Below are 19,760 nucleotides of genomic sequence, written 5' to 3' on the forward strand. Positions count from 1 at the left end.
AATACCAACATAAAGATAAACACCGTCAATGAGGCTAAGACATTGAGCGAACAACCCACCGTCCTTATTATCGAGGATGAATCTGCTATCGCAGAGAACCTGATTCATGTATTAGAGATGGATGGCTACCACGCAGAGTGGTTTGCAACAGCAGGAGAGGGCTTAGCTTTTTTGCAGCACAACTCCGCAGCGTTACTTGTCTTAGACGTAGGCTTACCGGATGGCAATGGTTTTGAATTATGCAAAACCATCCGTGAGTTTTCTGATATTCCCATAATCTTTCTCACCGCAAGAAGCGATGAAATTGACCGCGTAGTCGGTTTGGAAATTGGCGCGGATGATTACGTGACTAAGCCATTTAGCCCGCGCGAAATGTTGGCTCGCATTAAACTTCGAATCAAAGCTAAAGCGCCAATGATGGAGCACAAACCAGAGCCTGTAGCTGTTCCAGAACAACCTCAATTTAGTCAAGATTTGGTTGCGCAGAACTTCGACTACGGTGTCGGTGGACAAATGCTTGGGTTAACTGCGGTGGAATTTAAGATCCTCGATAGGCTGATTTCCGTCTCTTCCAATGTATTGAGTCGAGAGCAACTTATGATCGCTGCTGACATGGCGCCGGAAGCTGCGTACGAGCGCAATATCGATACCCACATCAAAGCCATTCGCCATAAGTTGAAGCCGTTTGAGATGTCTGAACGCATCTGTACCAAGCGTGGCTTTGGTTACTTTTACTGCATAAAAGGTGAATGATGAATCGCTGGCCGAAGATCCCGCTTGGACTCAGACTGTTTTTTCTCTACTTCATCTTAGTCGGGATGACGGCTTACATGGTGAGCAAAACGGTTGTCCAAGAACTTAAGCCAACCGTGCGCCAAACCACCGAAGAGACGCTAGTGGATATGGCGAACTTACTCGCGGTATTGGCGGAAGAAGACGTCGCGAATGACAAGTTGTCTGAGAGTCGCTTCTCCAAACTATTAACGGCTTATGGACAGCGAGAGCCTCAAGCGCGCATTTGGGAAATCGGTAAAAAAGCGATTAACCATCGAATTTACATCACCGATAAACAAGGCATTGTGATTGCGGATTCTTGGCAGCAAGACGTAGGCAAAGACTACTCGCAATGGAACGATGTTTATCTCACGTTGCGTGGTCAATACGGCGCGCGCAGTACCATCGAAGACCCGAAAGATCCGCTCTCAACCGTTATGCACGTGGCTGCGCCCATTTACCACAAAGGTGAAATCATTGGCAGCGTGACGGTAGCCAAATCCAATCGCTCAGTACAACCCTTCATCGATCTTTCTAAACGCAATGTGTTGTTTTGGATGGTGTGGATGAGTGGGTTAGTGCTGCTAGCAGGGGCATTGTTTGCTTGGCGAATTCACTCAGCACTGAACAAGCTAGAAGACTACGCGACCAAAATGGGTGAAGGTGAAAAGGTCTCTAAGCCGACATTTCGTATCTTTTATGAGTACGGCACGCTAAGTGATGCATTAGAGAAAATGCGCAATCAGCTCGATGGTAAACAGTATGTGGAAGAGTACGTACAGACGCTGACTCATGAGCTGAAAAGTCCGTTATCAGCAATTAAAGGTGCGAGTGAAATATTGCAAATGCCATTGCCTGAAGAAAAGGTCACGCGCTTTGCTGGCAACATTGAGCGAGAAAGCGATCGCATGCAGTCATTGATTGATAAGTTGCTAGAACTTGCTCGTCTTGAAAAGCGCCCTGAACTAGAACAAGTCGAAGCTATCTCGCTAAAACAAATGGTCAATGAAGTGGTTGAATCGGCGGATGCGCGTTTGAGTGCTAAGTCGGTCACTGCCAAAATCCAAATTGATGACCATCTCTCCGTGTTTGGTGATGCCTTCTTGCTGAAACAAGCCGTTTTTAACTTGATGGACAATGCGCTGGATTTTGTTGATTCGGAGGGATGCATTGAATGGAAAGCTGAGGTCGCGAAAGAGAAAGTGTGCTTGTCGATTTTCAATTCAGGTCCTCACATTCCCGACTATGCAATGCCTCGTTTAACCGAGCGCTTCTACTCCCTCGCTCGGGAAAATGGTGTTAAGAGCACTGGGCTCGGGCTGAATTTTGTTGAGCAAGTGATCAAACTGCACAAGGGTAAGTTGCAAGTCGAAAACGTCGATTCTGGCGTGAAAGTGACTCTTGTTTTACCAACTCCATAGAAACTCCACATTAGCTCCATTCGTTCTCCAAATTGCTGACTTAGATTACTCCCATCAGCAAATGGAGAATGAAATATGAAAAAGATCCTCAATAACCAACTCGGCACGAAGTTCGCCTTCGTGCTGTTTTTGTTTGTCTTACTGCAAATCCCGCTTTCAATGGTCACAGGGCTGATCTCAGAACGCTCATATCGCCAAGATGAAGTCAGAAACGACATCGCACGCAGCAGTAGCGGCGAACAGCGCATCATTGGTCCATTCATCATGGTTAACTACACCGAAACCAGTTACCGAGATGACAAAGTACAGATTAAAGAGCGTCGTAAATTTCTTTTACCTAGCACTTTTGATATGAGCGCGAATCTGGACAGTTTTGAAAAGTACCGAGGCATTTACCGCGCGCGTTTATACAAAGCACAAGTGGTACTGAAAGGCACTTTTGATGCAGACGATCTCGCGGCGTTGCAGGGGCTTGATATTGACAACATGAGCCTAGTCGTTGGCATTGAAGACAGCCGTGGATTGATTCGTTTGGATGACATGACCATGGCGAGCTCTTATATCGAAGTCGCACCGGGAACGGGGTTAAATCAGTTACCACAAGGCTTCCACAGTGATCTGACACTTGCAGACCTAAACCCAGCACAACCTTTGGCATTCGATCTTAACTTCTTGCTACAAGGGATGGGGCAGCTTCAAGTCACACCAATCGGCAGTCAAACAACGGTTGAACTCTCTTCAACTTGGGCACATCCAAGCTTTATTGGTGATTACTTACCGGTATCATCAGAAGTATCTGAAGATGGATTTAACGCGCAATGGGCGAGCAACAACTTCTCAACCAATATCGCGCAGCTGTTCCAAAGCTGTTTGTCATCGAATCACGCTTGTCACGAGCTTGAACAGCGACAAATGGGCGTAGATTTGATTGACCCCGTTGACCACTATTTGAAATCCCACCGAGCCGTTAACTATTCACTGTTGGTTATCACATTAGTATTTGCGAGTTTCTTCTTACTGGAGCTGTTCCAAGCGCGTCCGGTTCACCCAGTGCAATACGGCTTTATTGGTCTGGCTTTAGCGCTTTTCTATCTGTTGTTGATTTCGATGAGTGAACACCTCGGCTTTAACTGGGCGTATGTGGTGTCGGCAATCGCCTCGGCGGGGCTTTTAAGTGTGTACGTGAGCGGTATGTTGAGCAACACCAAGCACGGCGCGGTATTCGGAGCGTGTTTGCTCACTCTCTACGGATTACTGTTTGGCTTGCTACAAGCAGAAAGCTACGCATTGGTTATGGGGACATTGCTGTGTTTCGCGATTTTGAGCTTCACTATGGTTATTACACGCAACATCGACTGGTACGCACGAAATAAGAAAGCAGAAGAAAGTGCAAAGGCGAATCATGAAGATGGTTAAACGAGCAACTCTCACTGGTCAGCCAAGCGATATGGTGGAAGTGACGTCCGCTATCCACCTGCGATTTTCTGCAGAAAATGGACTGAAAAGCTTGGTGTGTTTTATCACATTGATCGTTATTGCGCTCTATGTTCGAGACAACTTTATTCGCCCGACATTTGGTGATGTTCTGGTTGTGGTTTGGCTCTACTACTTTCTTGCAAGCTTGTTCTCCATGCCCGTTAACTGGCTGGTTTCACTGGTGGTTTTGATTGCGTTTGCTGTTGAGTTAGGGCAATTTTTACAGGTCGCGGTTTGGCTTGGTATCGAATCTTCATCTCCTCTGGCTGTAATTTTGGGCGCCACATTTGATTGGAAAGATCTGCAGGCTTACTGCATCGGAGGTCTACTGTGTTGGTGGATGGAAAAGAAATGAAAACCGAAGTGAAAGCCATTGCTTTACCAAACCGACTCCGCCATTCCAAACGAGGTATTCGTAAGAGGCTCAAAATCAGTTTACTCAAGCGAGTGTACCTTTGGTCACTGACTAATAGAGAACTGCTGTAAACCTCACCTCTTTATATGAGATACAAAAGGGAATCTTAAACTCACCGGCGCACAGGGTGAGTTAAGACTCCCTTTATTAATAGGGTCTATTGAGCTTTCAAGCTGATTTTTGCAGCTATTTGTGGGTAATTTATATGAGGCAGAGACATTTGAAATGTAGTTGGTGTAACTGATAAGCCGGTAATGAAGTAGAAATGAACCACAAACGCTGCCCGAAGGGTTCGGCTAAAAGCGTTTTACTCTTTGTTGAGAGGTAATTGCTTAGAATGACTAGGCGGCAAACCTCTCGCCGCGATTAAAACGCTTTTATCTCGAACAAAATCTCACCATGAAAGTTCAATAGACCCTAACTAAGACATCTAGCTGCTACTTTTAATTAGCTTTCAAATGAAAGTTTATCGCCGAACGTCTCTTTCCAGTCTTTATCGAACTGCTCAACCGCCGGTTTTACTGCTGGGTGAGTGAACATTTGTGCTGCCACATCGGTCGGTAATGTGATGGCTTCTATACCCAGTTTCATCACTTCCATCGCTTGTTGAGTGTTCTTGAAACTGGCTGCCAAAATCTTCGCTGGTAGTTGGTTTTGATCGAGCAACAATTGAAGATCCGCGACCACTTCAACACCGTTGCCGTTCATCGCATCGATGCGGTTTACGTAAGGTGCTAGGTAGTCTGCACCGCACAGTGCCGCAAGGAAACCCTGTTGAGCTGAATAGATAGCGGTAGCAAGAACCTGAATTCCCTCTTTTTTCATTAGCTTAATTGCAGCTAAGCCTGTTTCTGTTGCTGGCACTTTTACCACCATATCGTAAGGCAATTCATTCAGTTGGCGCGCTTCTGCCACCATGCCTTCGACGGTTGAACTCACGACTTGAGCGTGAAAGCGAGGTGTACCGCCAAGTGCTTCTTGCATGCCTGCTAGGGTTTCATTCAGTCCCTGTTTTGATTTCGCCAAAATGCTTGGGTTTGTCGTCACGCCTTTTAGCGGTAGGCATTGGTTAAAGCGTTTTACTTCTGCCACATCAGCAGTATCTAAATAAAGTTCGATCATGGTTTCTACCTTAAACAAAATCTTCGTTTTGATGATGGGATCACTATAGATCTGACAATCGAACGAGATCTTGATTTTGATCAATTGAAATTTCATTTGAAACTATAATAATTTCATTAAATGAAAGTTGAGTGAAACTTGTAAACGCTCAAATGAAGCTTTCAGTTCGAACAAAGAAAAGCCGCTGATAAGACTTAACCAGCAAGAAACGGATTAAGTACACAGCGGTAGCACAGACCAAGAGGCAAGCAGAGATGTATTTCAATATCCAACGATTCTCTACCCATGATGGCGATGGCATTCGTTCCATTCTTTTTCTTAAAGGATGCAGCTTGTCTTGCCCTTGGTGTCAAAACCCAGAAAGTCGCAGCGAAAAACATTCACTGTTGTTTGATCAGCGAAGCTGTATGGAAGGTTGCCAACTGTGCGTTTCTGCTTATCAAGCCACAACTCAATCCAGAGCGGATAGTGAAACGGTGAGCGATGGTATTCAACGCATCGACAACCAGATCATCATCAATCGCAAAGCCATCAAAGAAGACCAGCTGATCGCGCTGCGAGACGTCTGTCCTACGCAAGCACTGACTGTCTGCGGTGAAGAGGCGAAATCAGACATGTTGTTCGACACCTTGATGAAAGACAAACCTTTCTACGACCAAAGCCAAGGTGGTGTGACCTTCTCCGGTGGTGAGCCACTCATGCAAGCAGATTTGGTGGCAGAACTCGCGCAGCGTCTGCATGACAACCAAGTCTCTACCGCCATTGAATCGTGCATGCATGTGCCGTGGAAGAATGTCGAAAAAGCCGCGCCGCATATTGATTGCTGGTTGGCGGATTTAAAACACACTGATGAAGAAAAGTTTCTTAGCTGGGCGAAAGGTTCACTGAAACGCATCAAAGACAATTTCCGAAAACTGGCACCTATCGCGAAACGCATTGTGATTCGTGTTCCCGTTGTGCCGGGGTTCAATGACACCATCGAAGAGTTGAAAGACATCATCGATTTTGCGGCTTCACTAGAAAGCTGCCAAGAACTTCACTTGCTGCCGTACCACACGCTCGGCATCAATAAATACCGTTTGCTCGATATGCCTTACGAGTGTTCTGACAAGCCACTAAACAAACCAGAACTGCTAGAAAGCGCCATGCAATACGCAAGCGAAAACACCCAACTTAACGTGATTGTAAGAGGTTAACTATGGACCTGAATTACCTTCCTGAGCGTATCAAAGCGCACAAATCGGCACTGGTAAATATCGTAACGCCACCTGTCTGTACCGAGCGTGCAGAGGCATACACTCGTGCTTATCAAGCAAACGAAGACAAACCTGTAATTGTCCAACGTGCGCTAGCACTGCAAGAGCACTTACGCACTCGTACTATTTGGATTAAACACGATGAGCTAATCGTCGGTAACCAAGCGAGCAAAGTACGCGCTGCGCCTATTTTCCCAGAATACACAGTGCGTTGGATTGAAGCGGAAATTGATGAGCTAGCCGACCGTCCTGGTGCAGGCTTTGCGGTCACTGAAGAAGATAAGCAAAGCATCCACAGCATCACACCGTATTGGCGCGGTAAAACTGTTCAAGACCGTTGTTATGGCTTGTTCACTGATGAGCAGCAAGAAATCTTAGCCAGCACCATCATTAAAGCTGAAGGCAACATGACTTCGGGTGACGCGCACCTTGCGGTGGATAACGAGAAAATCTTGAAGCTAGGCATGAACGGCTTGTTAGAGGATGTTCGTCAGCACCGTGCTAACAATGATGTTTCGACCTTTGAAGGCTTGAAGAAAGAGCAGTTCTACAAATCGGTCGAAATCGTACTGCTTGCGATTCAAGATCACATGGTGAGCTACGCTGAATTGGCGGCAAAAATGGCGTTAGAAGAGACACGCCCGCTGCGCAAAGCTGAGTTAGAAAGCATTGCGGCAAACTGTCGTCATGTCGCGAGCCACGCTCCAGAAAACTTCTGGCAAGCACTGCAATTGAGCTACTTTGTTCAATTGATGCTACAAATCGAATCGAACGGTCACTCGGTTTCTTTCGGTCGTATGGACCAATTCCTCAACGAGTTTTATGTTCGCGATATCGAAAACGGCGCGATTGAAAAAGACTTTGCACTAGAGTTGCTACAAAGCTGCTGGTTGAAGTTGCTTGAAGTAAACAAGATTCGCTCTGGCGCGCACTCAAAAGCCTCCGCAGGTTCTCCGTTGTATCAAAACGTGTGTATCGGCGGTCAGAAGTTGAATGAAAAAGGTGAGCCTGAAGATGCAGTGAATCCACTTTCTTGGGTGATTCTGGAATCTTGTGGTCAGTTACGTTCGACGCAACCTAACTTGAGTGTGCGTTACCATGAAGGTTTAAACCAAGAGTTCTTAATGGGCTGTATTGAAGTGATTAAATGCGGCTTCGGTATGCCAGCGTTCAACAACGATGAGATTGTTATTCCTGAATTCATCAAGCTTGGTGTAGAGAAAGAAGACGCTTACAACTACGCATCTATCGGCTGTATCGAGACCGCAGTTCCGGGCAAATGGGGTTACCGTTGTACGGGCATGAGCTTCATTAACTTCGCCCGTATCTTGCTAGCTTCATTGAACGAAGGTGTGGATGCAACAACGGGTAAAGCTTTCTTGCCACACGATAAGTCATTAGCAAAAGGCAACTTTGAGAACTTTGAGCAAGTGACCGCTTCTTGGGCAGAGCAAATCCGCTACTACACCCGTAAATCGATTGAGATTGATACTGTAGTCGACAGCGTACTTGAACAGCAAGCTCAAGACATTTTCTGTTCAACGCTGGTGGATGACTGTTTGGCTCGCGGTAAAACCGTGAAAGAAGGTGGCGCGAAATACGATTGGGTATCTGGTTTGCAAGTCGGTATCGCGAACTTGGGTAACAGCCTAGCTGCCATCAAGCACCTTGTTTTCGATGATGCGCAAATCACTCAGCCCCTTATCTCACAACAACAGCTAGCAAAAGCATTGGCAGAAGATTTCGATGGCATGGAGAACGAACAGCTTCGCCAACGTCTTATCAACTTTGCACCAAAATACGGTAACGATGATGACGCGGTAGACCAACTATTGGCAGACGCTTACCAAGTGTACATTGATGAGCTAGAGCAGTTCGTTAATACGCGTCATGGGCGTGGTCCAATTGGCGGCGGTTACTACGCAGGTACATCAAGTATCTCGGCAAACGTCCCATTCGGTGCTTCAACCATGGCAACGCCAGATGGTCGTAAAGCGAAAACGCCATTGGCAGAAGGTGCAAGCCCGTCATCTGGCTCAGACCGTTTAGGTCCAACGGCAGTGTACAACTCGGTTGGTAAGATTCAAGCGAATAAGATCCTTGGTGGCGTGCTGCTTAACCAGAAGTTAAGCCCGGCAGCAGTTGAGTCTGAAGGGGACAAGCTCAAGCTTTCTATGTTGATTCGCACCTTCTTCAACCACCACAAAGGCTGGCATGTTCAGTACAACATCGTCTCTCGCGAGACCTTGCTAGCAGCGAAGAAGAACCCTGAACAATATCGTGATCTGGTTGTGCGAGTTGCAGGCTACTCAGCCTTCTTCACCGCGCTATCACCAGATGCTCAAGACGATATCATTGCTCGTACCGAGCACGAGCTGTAAGTACACTCACTAACTAAAACGAAAGGCACCGATTGGTGCCTTTGGTTTGCATACTTAATCCGCAAATGACTATACCTGAACGCATTAAAGCTTGTGCAAAATGGTCACGCATTTCTTCGTGATGTTGTCGTACTCTTTCGTCATGTAAGCGGTAGTGATCGCGCCCTCTTTCATGATGCAAATGGCATCGAGTAATGCAGCGTTGTCTGATTTGAGATAGTGATGAATTAGCTCTCTGACTTGCTGCTTATGGTAGCGGCAATACGTTGCGATCTCGCCACTGTCGTCACTGAATTCCGCGGACGTATTGATGAAAAAGCAACCGCGAAACTCGCCCAACTTTTCTTCAGAGCCATGAAACCAGCCGTTGAGTGCTGTAAATAACTGATCGATCACCTCCGCGCACGTTTGTGCTGAAGAAAGCTTTTCCTCCAACCATTCCATAAATACTTGGTGGCGTTGTTCTAATGCGGCGATGATAAGCGCTTCTTTGCTCTCAAAATGGTTATATAGCGTGCGTTTAGCCACGCCGGAAACATTGAGGACTTCATTGATGCCAATAGAGTTGATGCCTTGTTTATAAAACAGTGACAAAGCTGTGTCGATCAATAACTGTTTCTTTTTGTTCATAACTACGTCCTCAAAAAGTTCCATAAACACATATTGACAAAGGTAGACAGATTTGTCTATTTTATTTTGTAGACAATTCGGTCTACTTTGAGGTGTTTATGAATAATTTAATTTTATCGTTGGTTGCCGGGCTTGGCGCTACGTTGGCTATTGGCGTATTGTCCTACGCTGAGGTATCACTGACTGAGGTTGTACTCCTGATGGCACCATTTGGTGCTACCGCAGTACTGGTGTTTGGGGTGCCTAGCAGCCCTCTCGCTCAACCAAAAAACGTGATCATTGGTCACTTCATTACGGCATCTATCGGTATTGCGTTTAGCCAGTATGTTGACGTCACGCCGGTCACGCTCGCGATTGCGACGGGGCTAGGTGTGTCTGCGATGCTGATTACGAAGACCACTCATCCACCTGCGGGGGCAAATCCAATTTTGATCATGGCGTCTGGGCAGGGATGGAGTTTTCTCTTCACGCCTGTCCTGATTGGCGCGGTAGTGATTGTTCTGGTCGGTAAAGGGTTACAGTTGCTACAAAGTCAGTACTTAAACCCTCGACTGAATGGTCAGAAGACCTAGTCGGATTGTAGTTAGAGCCGCGAAAGGGAGTGATCTCTTTTGCGGTTTTATCTTTTGTCGGTTTGCAAAAACAAAATCTGATTCTCTCTTGGTATTCAGTCGTATACATCAACATGGTAGTTAAATTGGTACAATGCGATGAACAGAATCCACCCTAAGAAACTATTGCACAGTAAATGGACGGCAATTTCACCTAAAAACAAAGAGAAGCATTTTGTCGTGACGGAAATGGAACTAGATGAAGATGGTAACGTTGTGAGATGTGTCATCGAGGCAGTCATGAGTAAACGCGACCGAGAGATGAACTGGCAAGACCTAAAAGACTCTGAGCAATGGATGCAAGGGTGGAAGTGAGTGACGCTTCGTTGTTGGGCGAATCAAGCAGAAACGTGCGTTGCGAGTAGGCAAAAGTGGTGCTATCTGATACGTTGATAATTCGTTCTAACGCCCACTCAAAGGATTAATTATGATTGATTTCGACAATTCCTCTGTATTTAAGCTTAAGCCGATTGACGTTTCTAATGCCAGAGAAGACTTCCTTAAGTTCTTGATTGATGGTGAGACTATTTTCGCTGCTTTTAAAACAGTTCGTGACCAAGTGGTGTTTACGAACAAGCGAGTGATAGCGGCAAATGTGCAAGGGATTACCGGCTCAAAAGTGGATTACACTTCTTTGCCTTACAGTAAGATCAATGCATTTTCTATCGAGACCTCTGGTACTTTTGATTTGGATTGTGAAATCGAGTTCTTCATGAGTGAGGTGGGAAGAGTGCGTTTTGAAATTAAAGGCTCGTTTGATTTGATTTCTTTCAACCGTATGGTTAGTGAGTATGTACTAGGTTAAGGGATTAGAAATGAGAGCTTCGCTGAGAGACAAAATTATAGAGGTCTGTGACAAAAAGATCGCGAGTAAAGGTGAATTGGTTGGTCTCTCATTTTATGCGTTTTTCGCTAATAAAAATGACGACCCAGAGCTGTTGATGGAAGCGGCTACGTGGTGGATTCAGACTCATCAGCTCGACCACTTCGAAAAAGCAGTAAAAATAAAATCAATGGTCGAGTCGGGGAGCTAAATTAAAAAAAAGAAGTAAAGAAAGCAGACAAATGCTAATAATGTTGCGGACAAAACAGGGTAGATAATGTAAGAGTCCTGCTTGTTGGTTCGTTGAAAACATAGCGAAACAAGTAAGACGTTATAAACAACAAGTAACAAGCTGATCATGGTTCCGCTGTTTAGTGTCATACTTGATAGCTGAGTTAAGAAAAACGCCAATAAAAGGTAATCGAAGACAATGAGCCATAAAAAGGCTTTCTTCAGTAAGTCGCTTTTTCTTTTTTCGGATGATGTTATGTGCATATAGAACTCAACTAAAAAGTCACAGTAACAGAGGCTTTGGTTAGAGAGGTCACCATCAGAGTGGTGACCTTTTAAGATTATAATTCTTGAATTTTTACTTCGCTGGTGGCGGTATCGCCGGAGTAATTGATGACTTCTTGACGAATGACTGGTTGGTTAAATTCAGCCTTATCTTTCGCTTTTTGCAGTTCACTTTCTTGGTGGTTGCCAAAAAGGGTCTCAAGCACTTTAGCGGCAGGAGTCGTTAAAACAAACAGCTCAATACGACGGTTTTCGCTAGAATCTGGCTCATCAGGATTAAGCAGCGCTCTATCTGACATACCCGTTACCTGCATTACTCTATCGTCCGGCATACCGCCTTCAACTAACGTATTTCTTGCTACGTCTGCTCGAGAGGCTGATAACGCCCAGTTAGATTGACGACCAAAACGCTTTTTAAATGGAATTGCATCTGTGTGTCCGCTGATGATCAGAGGGTTGTTAACACGATGAAATACAGGTGCTAGTGCGAGCAGTAAATCTTCAAAAAAAGGAGTAAGTTCTGCACCACCACGGCTGAACATATGCTGTTTGTAATCATCTTGAAGGACGATACGCAAACCTTGTGGTGTCACCGTGACGTTTACATTTCCCTGCGCATTAATTTGGGCAGTCATTTGCTCAATTACTTTTGCTAGTGCGGCAAGTTGCTCTTGAGTATCGAAGTTACCAGGAATCAAAGAATCAATTTCTGGTCCATCCCCATCACCTTTGAAGTAAGAGCTTACCACATGGTTGGAGTTGTGTTTACTTGGCACAGAAGAGTCCTGTGCCAAGTCGATAGGAGAAATACTTTGTGACGTATCAAATGGGTTGCCGTAACTCTTGTCGAATACGCTTGAACTATGCAAGTGGGCAACAATCGCTTTACGCTCTTCTTTGTCTACCACCTGCATAACCCAAAGTACAAGAAACAGCGCCATTAGGGCGATCATGAAGTCAGCAAACGCGACTTTCCACGCGCCGCCATGAGACGACTCATCATGGCTGTATACTTTGGCACGTTTGAACACTACATGCTCTTGTTTTTGCATTATCCCTCCTGTTCAGCTAACCACTTCTCCATTTGGTTGAATGTTGGTTTGATGTCTAGCTGAATATGTTTACGACCAGCGTCAATGGCGAGCAATGTCGGCTTTTTCGCTACGTAGGCAACCAAGGTTGCACGAACGCACTCAAAAGCAGTCATATTACGTTTTACTCGCTGAGCCATGGCGTTACTTAGTGGATCTAAGCCACAGTAACAACCGAAAATACCAATGAATGTACCAACGAGAGCTGCCGCAACGTGATACCCAATCATAGCGATTGAGCCATCAATAGCTTGCATGGTGATAATAATGCCACCAACTGCTGCAAGAATACCGAAGCCAGGTAGTGCTTCTGCTGTACGCTGTAGTGAGCGTGAAGGTAAAAGCATTTCGTTCTGTATTGCTTCGATTTCTTGCTCTAGCAGTCCCTCTAATTCATGAGGCGACATCTGTCCCATTGCCATTAAACGTAAATTGTCAGTAATGAAAGAAATTAGGCGATGATCTTCTGCGATCGTCGGGTAAGCGAGGAACATAGAGCTTTGCTCCGGAGCCTCAATATGAGAATCCAGAAACTTGTATCCGCGGTTTCTCGCTGTCTCTAGCAAGTTGTTGAGTAGTGCCATTAATTCCATGTAGTACTCATGCTCTTCTGTTGGACCTTTAATGGTCGCTGGCACTTGTCGACGCATTTCTTTTAGTACATGAGGCGGATTACCGATGATCAAAGAACCAGCAGCGGCGCCAATAATGATAAGGAATTCGGCTGGCTGCCAGATAGCACCTAAGCTACCACCGGCCCACATATATCCACCGAAGACGCACACCAGGATAGTGAGCACTCCAAAAAACTTTTGCATCTTGTGACTCCTAAGAGGACATTAATTGGTTGAGTTGTTTCAGCGCTTGTTTGTGAAGCTGACATATACGAGGTGGTGTCAGATCCAATACCAGAGCTATTTCGTGTAAGTTGAGTTCATGTTGATAGAACAGAGTCAGGAGCAGTTGATCGCGCTTAGGTAACTTACCCAAAGCACTGTCTAAACTACGACGAATATGTTCATGTTCCATGCCATCGTATTGTCCGCCAATGTAGCTATCACCGCTGCTCTCCATCAGTTGGTCAAGGCTTTGCATCTCGCCTGCGAGAGCGGCATTTTGGCGGTTGTAATAATCTTGCTCATTCGTCCCTAAAGCCTGGATGATTTCGGCATCCGTTGGCATTCGACCTAACGTTCGAGTGAGATCTCGAGTCACGTCGTTGAGCTCGTGGGCTTGTTGACGAGTCTTACGTGAACGCCAATCTAGTCGGCGTAATTCGTCTAAAATAGCTCCCCGAACTCGACAAACGGCGAAAGCAGGAAAGTGAGGATCGTCAACATCGCCATATCGGCGTCCAGCCTCGACTAGAGCGATAAGGCCTATCTGCTGCATATCTTCAATACTACAGTGAGAAGTGGCATGAACGCGCAGCTGGTTAACTACGCGTTTTACCATGACCTGATGACGTTGTAGCAATGCGTTTTCATCAATTGGTCGTGACGGTGTTGTCACTTCCTCTTCTGTGGTGTAAGTGTCTTGTACATTCATGTCTAACATGGTTGTGCTCCGTTATTGCACAACATATTTAGTCAACAAAACATCGTCGATTTCTCGGACGATGTCTGTTTTAGCAAAAGCGAGTAGAAGCGTTTGCTTCACTTCGTCTTGCAGAATATCGATGGCACCCGCTTGCTGTAACTGATCAAACGTTTTGTCGCTAAACAGTTTTAATAGAGAGTTTTGTACCATAGGCATGTATTCATCGATCTCTTTGATACGCTCTGGACGGCGTGTCTCAATTGCCAGTTCTAGCATCACAAAGTGAGTCTGTTTCTTGCCTTTAACGGTCAAAACGACTTTGTCCAAAGGATGGAAGCTAGGACCTTTACTTGTCGGTTGTTCTGTGACCAAAAAAGACAGTGGAGAGTCTTCGATCAGTGAACCAGAGTCAGGTGACTCTTGAGCGTGTTTGTTTAAGTACCAGATTCCGCCCATAATTGTGACGGCCGAAACGAGGGCACTGGTGATGATCATGGCGATAAACAGGGCGATCATTTGTTGTTTGGTCATAACCTTTTTCCTCGAAGATTCACTAAGCTTGAGTGCTTAGCCAGTGTTCTGAATAGTTAGTTGTTGTCGTGGTTTGGAATGCACCAGATTCTCGTGCGGCGAAAATATTGGCGTCTTCTTCGTTTGCATGTGGGTCATTTCGACCTTGGTTTTGATCAGAGCCAACATTGACATCGACATGAACGAAGTTTTGCTCTTGTAACTCAGTACGCAATCGTTCCGAAACTTGCATTAAAGCTTCTCGTGTTGCTGCGGCATTGGCGTTGATGTGGACACTTAATCGGTCACCTTCAACACGTACAAGTAAATCCAGTTTCCCCAAGTCTGGTGGGTCTAGGCGGATTTTTGCTTCTTGTACATTTTGTTGAGCTTGGAGCGTCACGCGATCATGTAAAACTTGCATCATTTGCTCCCCCCACTTTCCGGCAGTGGTATCAACACGCACCGCTGCCCACTCAGAGCCTTGAGCTTGAATATGACTCGTCGCAACCGGTGAATGTGCAGGTTGTGTTGTAGGAGCTTGTGCTTGAAGTAGAGATGCGGTTGGTTGCCCTTGAACAGGTTGATTCAAAAGAGTTTGAAACTCAGCACCGGAGATAGGCAAACGCGAACTCGATGAAGTCGGCAGACTTTGCTTCACATCTTGTTTTGAAGATGTGTTTAACATAGCGTTAGACGAATCTTGAGTAACAGACTTAACTTCGCTCGCAGTCATTAAAGATGACGCTTTTCCTAGTTTCTCAGCCTGCTTCTCTGCCATGGTAATCATACCCTGGGTTAAAGCTTGAGCTTGCGCTGCAAGATCAGTCGATTCTGTTAACCCTAGTGTACTGGTCAAGTTGGCATCCGGATCTGAAGCTGAGCGGTCATCAGTATCAAAACCATGACTTTGTACTTTGTTTGCGCTGTTCAAAGTAGAGGCCGTAAGGTGAAAACTCGGTACCGCTGACGCAGAGTTAAAGTCTTGCTCACCATTCTGCTTGTTCCCTGATTTAAAACCATGAGAAAAGCCGTGTACCGAGTTCGCTTGCTTGATGTGACCCTCATTGTTAGCTGGCGAATTACCCGAGTGCTGAGTTGAAGAAGGTATGATCATTGAGTTAGCTCCATGGTCATTGCTAATTGATAGGCCATAGCGCGTTCTTGATGGTCATTGACCATGTTCATCTCTTTTTTCAACTCGTTGGTCGACTTCTCTAATACTGCGAAGGCATTAGCGTGCACTGTTTTCGCTCGCTGGATTTCAGGTGCAAGCTTAGGATCTTTCAAAAAAGGCTTGTGACTGATCAAAAGCTCTCGCAACTGCAAGTCGTACCGCTTGAGCGCATGCCAATCGGCCGTTTTTGCGGCGAACTGGATGAGCTGAGATAAATGACGGAATCGCTCTGGCGATACTTTATGCTTGTTGTCCAAAATTCATCCAACCTTCACGAATGTTACCCATTACACGCTCAACGTTAACCAAGCGATTTGCATCGTTTTGCACGCTAGCGTAATAAAGTTCGACTTGGCAGAAGTCATACAGCTGGCGTAGGTTTTCCGCAATTTCACCGCCGTTTTCATCATCTAAAGCACTTGTTAGTCCAATCAAGATGTTCATGCATTTGTTGATTCCATTCCCTTTCTCGGCCAAACGATTTGCGGCTAGGTGGCCGCGAATACGTTCAACTTCATCGAGTAGGCCATCGATTAACATGATGACCAATTGGTGTGGATTTGCTGCTGCCGCTTGAGCGTCGAGATCGACTTGTTGGTACGAATCGTAACCAGAATCCATAAGCATGAATATTTCTCCTAAATTTGGAACCAAATGTCTTATTTTTGAGCATTAAACATGGACATGGTTTGGTTCATTTGGGTCATAATTGAATTCATTTGAGTGAATTGTTTGAGATAGCGGTTGTACGACATTTCGTACTTACGCTCTAAATTGGTTTGTTTATCTTTGATTCGGTCTAAGCTTGACTGTATTGCGTCTTTACGCGTGCTGAAGGTTCCTGATGAGAACTTCAAGAAAGGCTCTACCATCGCGTCAAGAGAATCTAGCAAAGCGTCATCCCCATTAAACAACGCCTCTAAGCCTGCGCTGTTTGTTTGTTGAGCTTCTTTGAACTTTTCTTGATCAACTTTCATTTTACCGTTGCGGTCTAGGCTCACGCCGATTTCGCTTAGGCGCATACCATTGTGTTCACCTCGGATTAACCCCGTTAACTGACTCTCAATAGAACGCAATGTCGAGTCGCTAGCGAGCACGCCGCGTTTCTGATCTTCACCGCCAATTTGGGTGTACTGATCGATAGTCGAAACAAGGGCATTGTAGGTTTCCACAAACTTATCTAGTTGTTCTTTAGTGCCTTCGCTATCAGCTCCAATTTTTAAACCGATTGGCGAATCTCCCGCGGCTTGCGGTTTAGATACGGTAATGTCAACACCGTCGATGACACCTTCAAAAGTATTACTTGCGTTGGTTAGTTTCAGGCCTGAGTCTTTTGCACCTAGCCACATAACCGCATCTTGCGGAGCGTTAATTTGCTTGAGGTTGGTGAAGGCGTCTTCAAACCACGCTTGGCCAGTACCCGATGCAGATACGTTGATCTTATTTTCGACACCAGTCTCAGTGCTCGATAGCATAAAGTGTGTTTGACCATTCGAGCGAACTAGAGTGGCGTTAACGCCAGGGTTATCCGTGTGATTGTTAATCGCACTGGCTAAATCGCTGATCGTTGCAGTGCCGTCACCATTAACATCAACGGAGGACAAGTCTAGAGTCATTGTTTCACCGTTGATGGTGAATTCTAAAGATCCAGTTGTTGGTACTTCTGTCGTTGCCTCAAGGTCTGCAGGCATACCTGTAGATACTTGATGCGCCGTTGCCACTTTTTCTACAAAAATCTGATAGTTACCCGTTAGCGCTTTAGCATCCGCGTTTGCAGTAAAGTTACCTTCTTGAGAGAGTGTCGCACTGTTTTTGATGATGCTGTTTGTGCTGTTATTCATCTCTTTCATTGCAGTACGAAAATCACGTAGTGCGCTTTCAACTTTATTAAAAGCTGACAGTTGTGACTGGTACACATTAGCTTGCGCTTGGTAACGGTTTTTGAATGGGTTTGTGTCCAATTGTGCGAATTGGGTTGCCATTTTTACTGGGTCTAAAGAACTCATGAGGTGTGCTCCTCTCATCTCTTATTGGCTTGAATACTTTGAATGCTACGCCTTAGTTTAATTATCAGTGGCAAGATGCGTGCCGTATATTAAATTCAATTAAAACAAAGGTTTAGAGCTATTTTGTTTTCTTGGGAGGAAGTGGTGTTTCCACCTTGTTTGTTCCGCCTTCCTCCATGGAAAAAGTAATTTCCTTATAAGAAAAGGCGACCTAAACAAAGAAAATATTTAATTGTATTGACGGTTCTAATTAGGAGAGATGTTTTAATTAGACGTTATATTCAGCCTTTACTTCAGCTTGATTCAGATAATTCTTACAGAGTGCATTAATTGCGTTCTGATATTATTTTTGATAGTGCGATGTGCAAGTGTTCTCACTAAAAATTAAATTTTTTACGTTTCAAAGAATGTCAGTTATGAATGAATTTGCGTTACGATTGATGAAATGTGCTCGTGCATATGAAGAGTTCATTAACAAAAAACTATTAATTAAACAGAGCATCAATTCTGATGAGATAGCTAGTATCTTAAAGGAGGCTAAGTTCAATTTTCCTGAACTTAGAGATAGTAAAATAGGAAGCAAATTAGAGACGATAGAATTAGAACTGTTTAATAAGGTTTTATTTAATATTATGTTGAAATTCGGATTCAGAGTGCCTGAATCTCACAAAGATAATACGAGCTCTATTTATATTCGTAGATAAAAATAAAGCCTTCCATAGGAAGGCTTTATAATTAAGACGATTTAAATTAAGCGCACTATTAACTAAGTAATTAGCGTAGTAGTGACATTGCCATGCTTGGAAGCTGGTTAGTTTGAGACAGAACAGTTGTACCTGCTTGCATCAACATTTGGTTCTTAGTCATGTTTGAAGACTCTACTGCAAAGTCTGTATCCATGATACGACCTTTAGATGCTGTAACGTTTTCTACCATGTTACCAAGGTTAGCCATAGTGTGCTCAAGACGGTTGATGTTCGCACCGAAGTCTGCACGAGAGCTACCAATTTTTTCTACTAGACCGTCAGCGCCGCTGATTTTGTCTAGTGCTGCTTTTGCTTTAGTCGCGTCATCGATACCATCTGTAATTGCTGCATCAGCAAGAATAGTAGTGATTTCACCGATACCTGCGCTTGCGCTTACAGTCAATGTTTCAGCAGAAGATGCACCGATTTGGAATGTTACGTCACCTGCACCGAAGCCGCCGCCTTTAAGAAGGTTTTGACCACCGAACTTAGTGTTGTCTACGATGTTGTTTAGTTCTGCAGTAAGCTGTGTGAACTCTTTGTTAAGAGACGCACGGTCTGTTGCACTGTTTGAACCGTTCAACGATTGTGTAGCAAGGTCGTTCATACGGTAAACGATGTTTGTCATTTCATCCATCGCACCTTCAGCAGTTTGCATCATAGAGATGCCGTCTTGTGCGTTACGCATTGCTACTGACATGCCGCGTGTTTGCGCTTCTAGACGGTTAGCAATTTGAAGACCAGCAGCGTCATCAGCAGCTGAGTTCACACGGTAGCCTGTGCTTAGACGTTCCATTGCTGTGTTTAGAAGTCCGCTTGTTGTGTTCATTGTGTTTTGAGTTACAAGCGAAGCGTAGTTAGTGTGCATTGATAAAGCCATCTTAGTCTCCTTAGTTAGTCACTATATCTTTCAGGCCTCGGGATATTCCCTTGTCACTAACTAGAGGCGGTCGGTCGGCTTTAATGATTAATTTGAAAATTAAAAAATTTCTAAAAAAGATAAAAATTGATGATTTTTAGTGATTTGTATTCCATGAAAACCGGGAAAATCATCATATAAGCCTAAATTTTTTAGTTAAGTTAAAGAAACTATTGCCCAATGATCTTGTGGTTATCCGTTATAAATAAAAAAACAGCACGAATAAATCGTGCTGTTTTAAATATAAATGGTTGAGTTTCAACTATTCCTCGGCTTTGTTGCTTAAATCGATGGAACTAAATCAAGAAGCTACGATCTGATCGGCTACACCCATTAATCGTCGTAGC

23 protein-coding genes are annotated in these 19,760 nt (G+C 44.8%); 11 read left to right on the forward strand and 12 right to left on the reverse strand.

Translation table 11 applies throughout. From position 1 onward, the window contains the following. Positions 1-42: 42 nt before the first annotated feature. The 4 genes from R7070_RS07090 (at position 43) to R7070_RS07105 (ending at position 4,026) form a co-directional block, all read left to right on the forward strand. Complete coding sequence (locus R7070_RS07090; RefSeq protein ID WP_017820544.1) at positions 43-753, forward strand: response regulator; 711 nt, start codon at positions 43-45, stop codon at positions 751-753. Continuing rightward, positions 753-2,195 (forward strand): two-component system sensor histidine kinase CreC, encoded by a 1,443-nt coding sequence (creC, locus tag R7070_RS07095; protein WP_256900238.1) that lies wholly within the window; start codon positions 753-755, stop codon positions 2,193-2,195. The genes R7070_RS07090 and creC overlap by 1 nt, the downstream gene beginning before the upstream one ends. Positions 2,196-2,270: 75 nt before the next feature. Further along, complete coding sequence (creD, locus tag R7070_RS07100) at positions 2,271-3,611, forward strand: cell envelope integrity protein CreD (protein WP_256900239.1); 1,341 nt, start codon at positions 2,271-2,273, stop codon at positions 3,609-3,611. Then, positions 3,598-4,026: a DUF2809 domain-containing protein gene (locus R7070_RS07105; RefSeq protein WP_318141175.1), complete on the forward strand. Its 429-nt coding sequence runs from the start codon at positions 3,598-3,600 to the stop codon at positions 4,024-4,026. The genes creD and R7070_RS07105 overlap by 14 nt, the downstream gene beginning before the upstream one ends. Before the next feature lie 507 nt (positions 4,027-4,533). On the opposite strand, the gene R7070_RS07110 is transcribed toward R7070_RS07105, so the two are convergent. Next, complete coding sequence (locus R7070_RS07110; RefSeq protein ID WP_213879410.1) at positions 4,534-5,208, reverse strand: fructose-6-phosphate aldolase; 675 nt, start codon at positions 5,206-5,208, stop codon at positions 4,534-4,536. 254 nt (positions 5,209-5,462) lie between these two features. Here R7070_RS07110 and R7070_RS07115 point away from each other — a divergent pair, with 254 nt between their 5' ends. Both R7070_RS07115 and R7070_RS07120 read left to right on the forward strand, forming a co-directional pair. Beyond that, complete coding sequence (locus tag R7070_RS07115) at positions 5,463-6,404, forward strand: glycyl-radical enzyme activating protein (RefSeq protein WP_025768602.1); 942 nt, start codon at positions 5,463-5,465, stop codon at positions 6,402-6,404. 2 nt (positions 6,405-6,406) lie between these two features. Then, positions 6,407-8,845 (forward strand): formate C-acetyltransferase/glycerol dehydratase family glycyl radical enzyme, encoded by a 2,439-nt coding sequence (locus tag R7070_RS07120; RefSeq protein ID WP_025768601.1) that lies wholly within the window; start codon positions 6,407-6,409, stop codon positions 8,843-8,845. Between the two features lie 84 nt (positions 8,846-8,929). Here R7070_RS07120 and R7070_RS07125 read toward each other — a convergent pair whose 3' ends face one another. Beyond that, complete coding sequence (locus R7070_RS07125) at positions 8,930-9,475, reverse strand: TetR/AcrR family transcriptional regulator (protein ID WP_025768600.1); 546 nt, start codon at positions 9,473-9,475, stop codon at positions 8,930-8,932. Between the two features lie 98 nt (positions 9,476-9,573). Between R7070_RS07125 and R7070_RS07130 the strand changes: the two genes are divergently transcribed. The 4 genes from R7070_RS07130 (at position 9,574) to R7070_RS07145 (ending at position 11,120) form a co-directional block, all read left to right on the forward strand. Next, on the forward strand, positions 9,574-10,047 hold the full coding sequence (locus R7070_RS07130; RefSeq protein WP_005374998.1) for an HPP family protein: 474 nt from the start codon (positions 9,574-9,576) through the stop codon (positions 10,045-10,047). Positions 10,048-10,185: 138 nt separating this feature from the next. Then, positions 10,186-10,401, forward strand: coding sequence for a TIGR02450 family Trp-rich protein (locus tag R7070_RS07135; RefSeq protein WP_005374999.1), 216 nt, complete (start codon positions 10,186-10,188; stop codon positions 10,399-10,401). A gap of 112 nt (positions 10,402-10,513) precedes the next feature. Beyond that, a complete protein-coding gene (locus R7070_RS07140; RefSeq protein ID WP_005386881.1) occupies positions 10,514-10,891 on the forward strand; it encodes a PH domain-containing protein in 378 nt (125 codons plus the stop codon). Positions 10,892-10,901: 10 nt separating this feature from the next. Continuing rightward, positions 10,902-11,120 carry a DUF6500 family protein gene (locus R7070_RS07145; protein WP_017634431.1) on the forward strand — a complete coding sequence of 73 codons (219 nt, stop codon included), beginning with the start codon at positions 10,902-10,904 and terminating at the stop codon, positions 11,118-11,120. On the opposite strand, the gene R7070_RS07150 is transcribed toward R7070_RS07145, so the two are convergent. From R7070_RS07150 to fliD, 9 genes are all read right to left on the reverse strand, one after another. After that, a complete protein-coding gene (locus R7070_RS07150) occupies positions 11,117-11,404 on the reverse strand; it encodes a hypothetical protein (protein ID WP_005375002.1) in 288 nt (95 codons plus the stop codon). The genes R7070_RS07145 and R7070_RS07150 overlap by 4 nt on opposite strands. A 77-nt stretch (positions 11,405-11,481) precedes the next feature. Beyond that, positions 11,482-12,477, reverse strand: a complete 996-nt coding sequence (locus tag R7070_RS07155) for a flagellar motor protein MotB (RefSeq protein WP_005375003.1) — start codon at positions 12,475-12,477, stop codon at positions 11,482-11,484. Beyond that, the gene (motA, locus tag R7070_RS07160; protein WP_005375006.1) at positions 12,477-13,334 is read right to left on the reverse strand and encodes a flagellar motor stator protein MotA; all 858 of its coding nucleotides are present in this window, start codon (positions 13,332-13,334) and stop codon (positions 12,477-12,479) included. Before motA ends, R7070_RS07155 begins: the two co-directional genes overlap by 1 nt. 10 nt (positions 13,335-13,344) lie before the next feature. Next, positions 13,345-14,073 (reverse strand): FliA/WhiG family RNA polymerase sigma factor, encoded by a 729-nt coding sequence (locus R7070_RS07165; protein WP_005375008.1) that lies wholly within the window; start codon positions 14,071-14,073, stop codon positions 13,345-13,347. 12 nt (positions 14,074-14,085) lie between these two features. Next, positions 14,086-14,586 (reverse strand): flagellar basal body-associated protein FliL, encoded by a 501-nt coding sequence (gene fliL, locus R7070_RS07170; RefSeq protein WP_005375011.1) that lies wholly within the window; start codon positions 14,584-14,586, stop codon positions 14,086-14,088. Positions 14,587-14,608: 22 nt separating this feature from the next. Continuing rightward, a complete protein-coding gene (locus R7070_RS07175; RefSeq protein WP_054574905.1) occupies positions 14,609-15,682 on the reverse strand; it encodes a flagellar hook-length control protein FliK in 1,074 nt (357 codons plus the stop codon). Further along, the gene (locus R7070_RS07180; RefSeq protein ID WP_005375013.1) at positions 15,679-15,999 is read right to left on the reverse strand and encodes a hypothetical protein; all 321 of its coding nucleotides are present in this window, start codon (positions 15,997-15,999) and stop codon (positions 15,679-15,681) included. The genes R7070_RS07175 and R7070_RS07180 overlap by 4 nt, the downstream gene beginning before the upstream one ends. Continuing rightward, positions 15,983-16,369, reverse strand: a complete 387-nt coding sequence (gene fliS, locus R7070_RS07185; protein WP_005375014.1) for a flagellar export chaperone FliS — start codon at positions 16,367-16,369, stop codon at positions 15,983-15,985. Before fliS ends, R7070_RS07180 begins: the two co-directional genes overlap by 17 nt. A gap of 32 nt (positions 16,370-16,401) precedes the next feature. Further along, entirely contained in the window at positions 16,402-17,748 is a 1,347-nt protein-coding gene (gene fliD / locus R7070_RS07190; protein WP_005375015.1) for a flagellar filament capping protein FliD, read from the reverse strand. A gap of 416 nt (positions 17,749-18,164) precedes the next feature. Between fliD and R7070_RS07195 the strand changes: the two genes are divergently transcribed. Beyond that, positions 18,165-18,452 (forward strand): hypothetical protein, encoded by a 288-nt coding sequence (locus R7070_RS07195; protein WP_318141176.1) that lies wholly within the window; start codon positions 18,165-18,167, stop codon positions 18,450-18,452. 70 nt (positions 18,453-18,522) lie between these two features. On the opposite strand, the gene lafA is transcribed toward R7070_RS07195, so the two are convergent. Next, the gene (gene lafA / locus R7070_RS07200) at positions 18,523-19,374 is read right to left on the reverse strand and encodes a lateral flagellin LafA (protein ID WP_005375019.1); all 852 of its coding nucleotides are present in this window, start codon (positions 19,372-19,374) and stop codon (positions 18,523-18,525) included. Positions 19,375-19,760: the final 386 nt, after the last annotated feature.

Origin of the sequence: Vibrio sp. 1557 (assembly GCF_033340175.1) — a bacterium.
Lineage (GTDB): Bacteria > Pseudomonadota > Gammaproteobacteria > Enterobacterales > Vibrionaceae > Vibrio > Vibrio alginolyticus.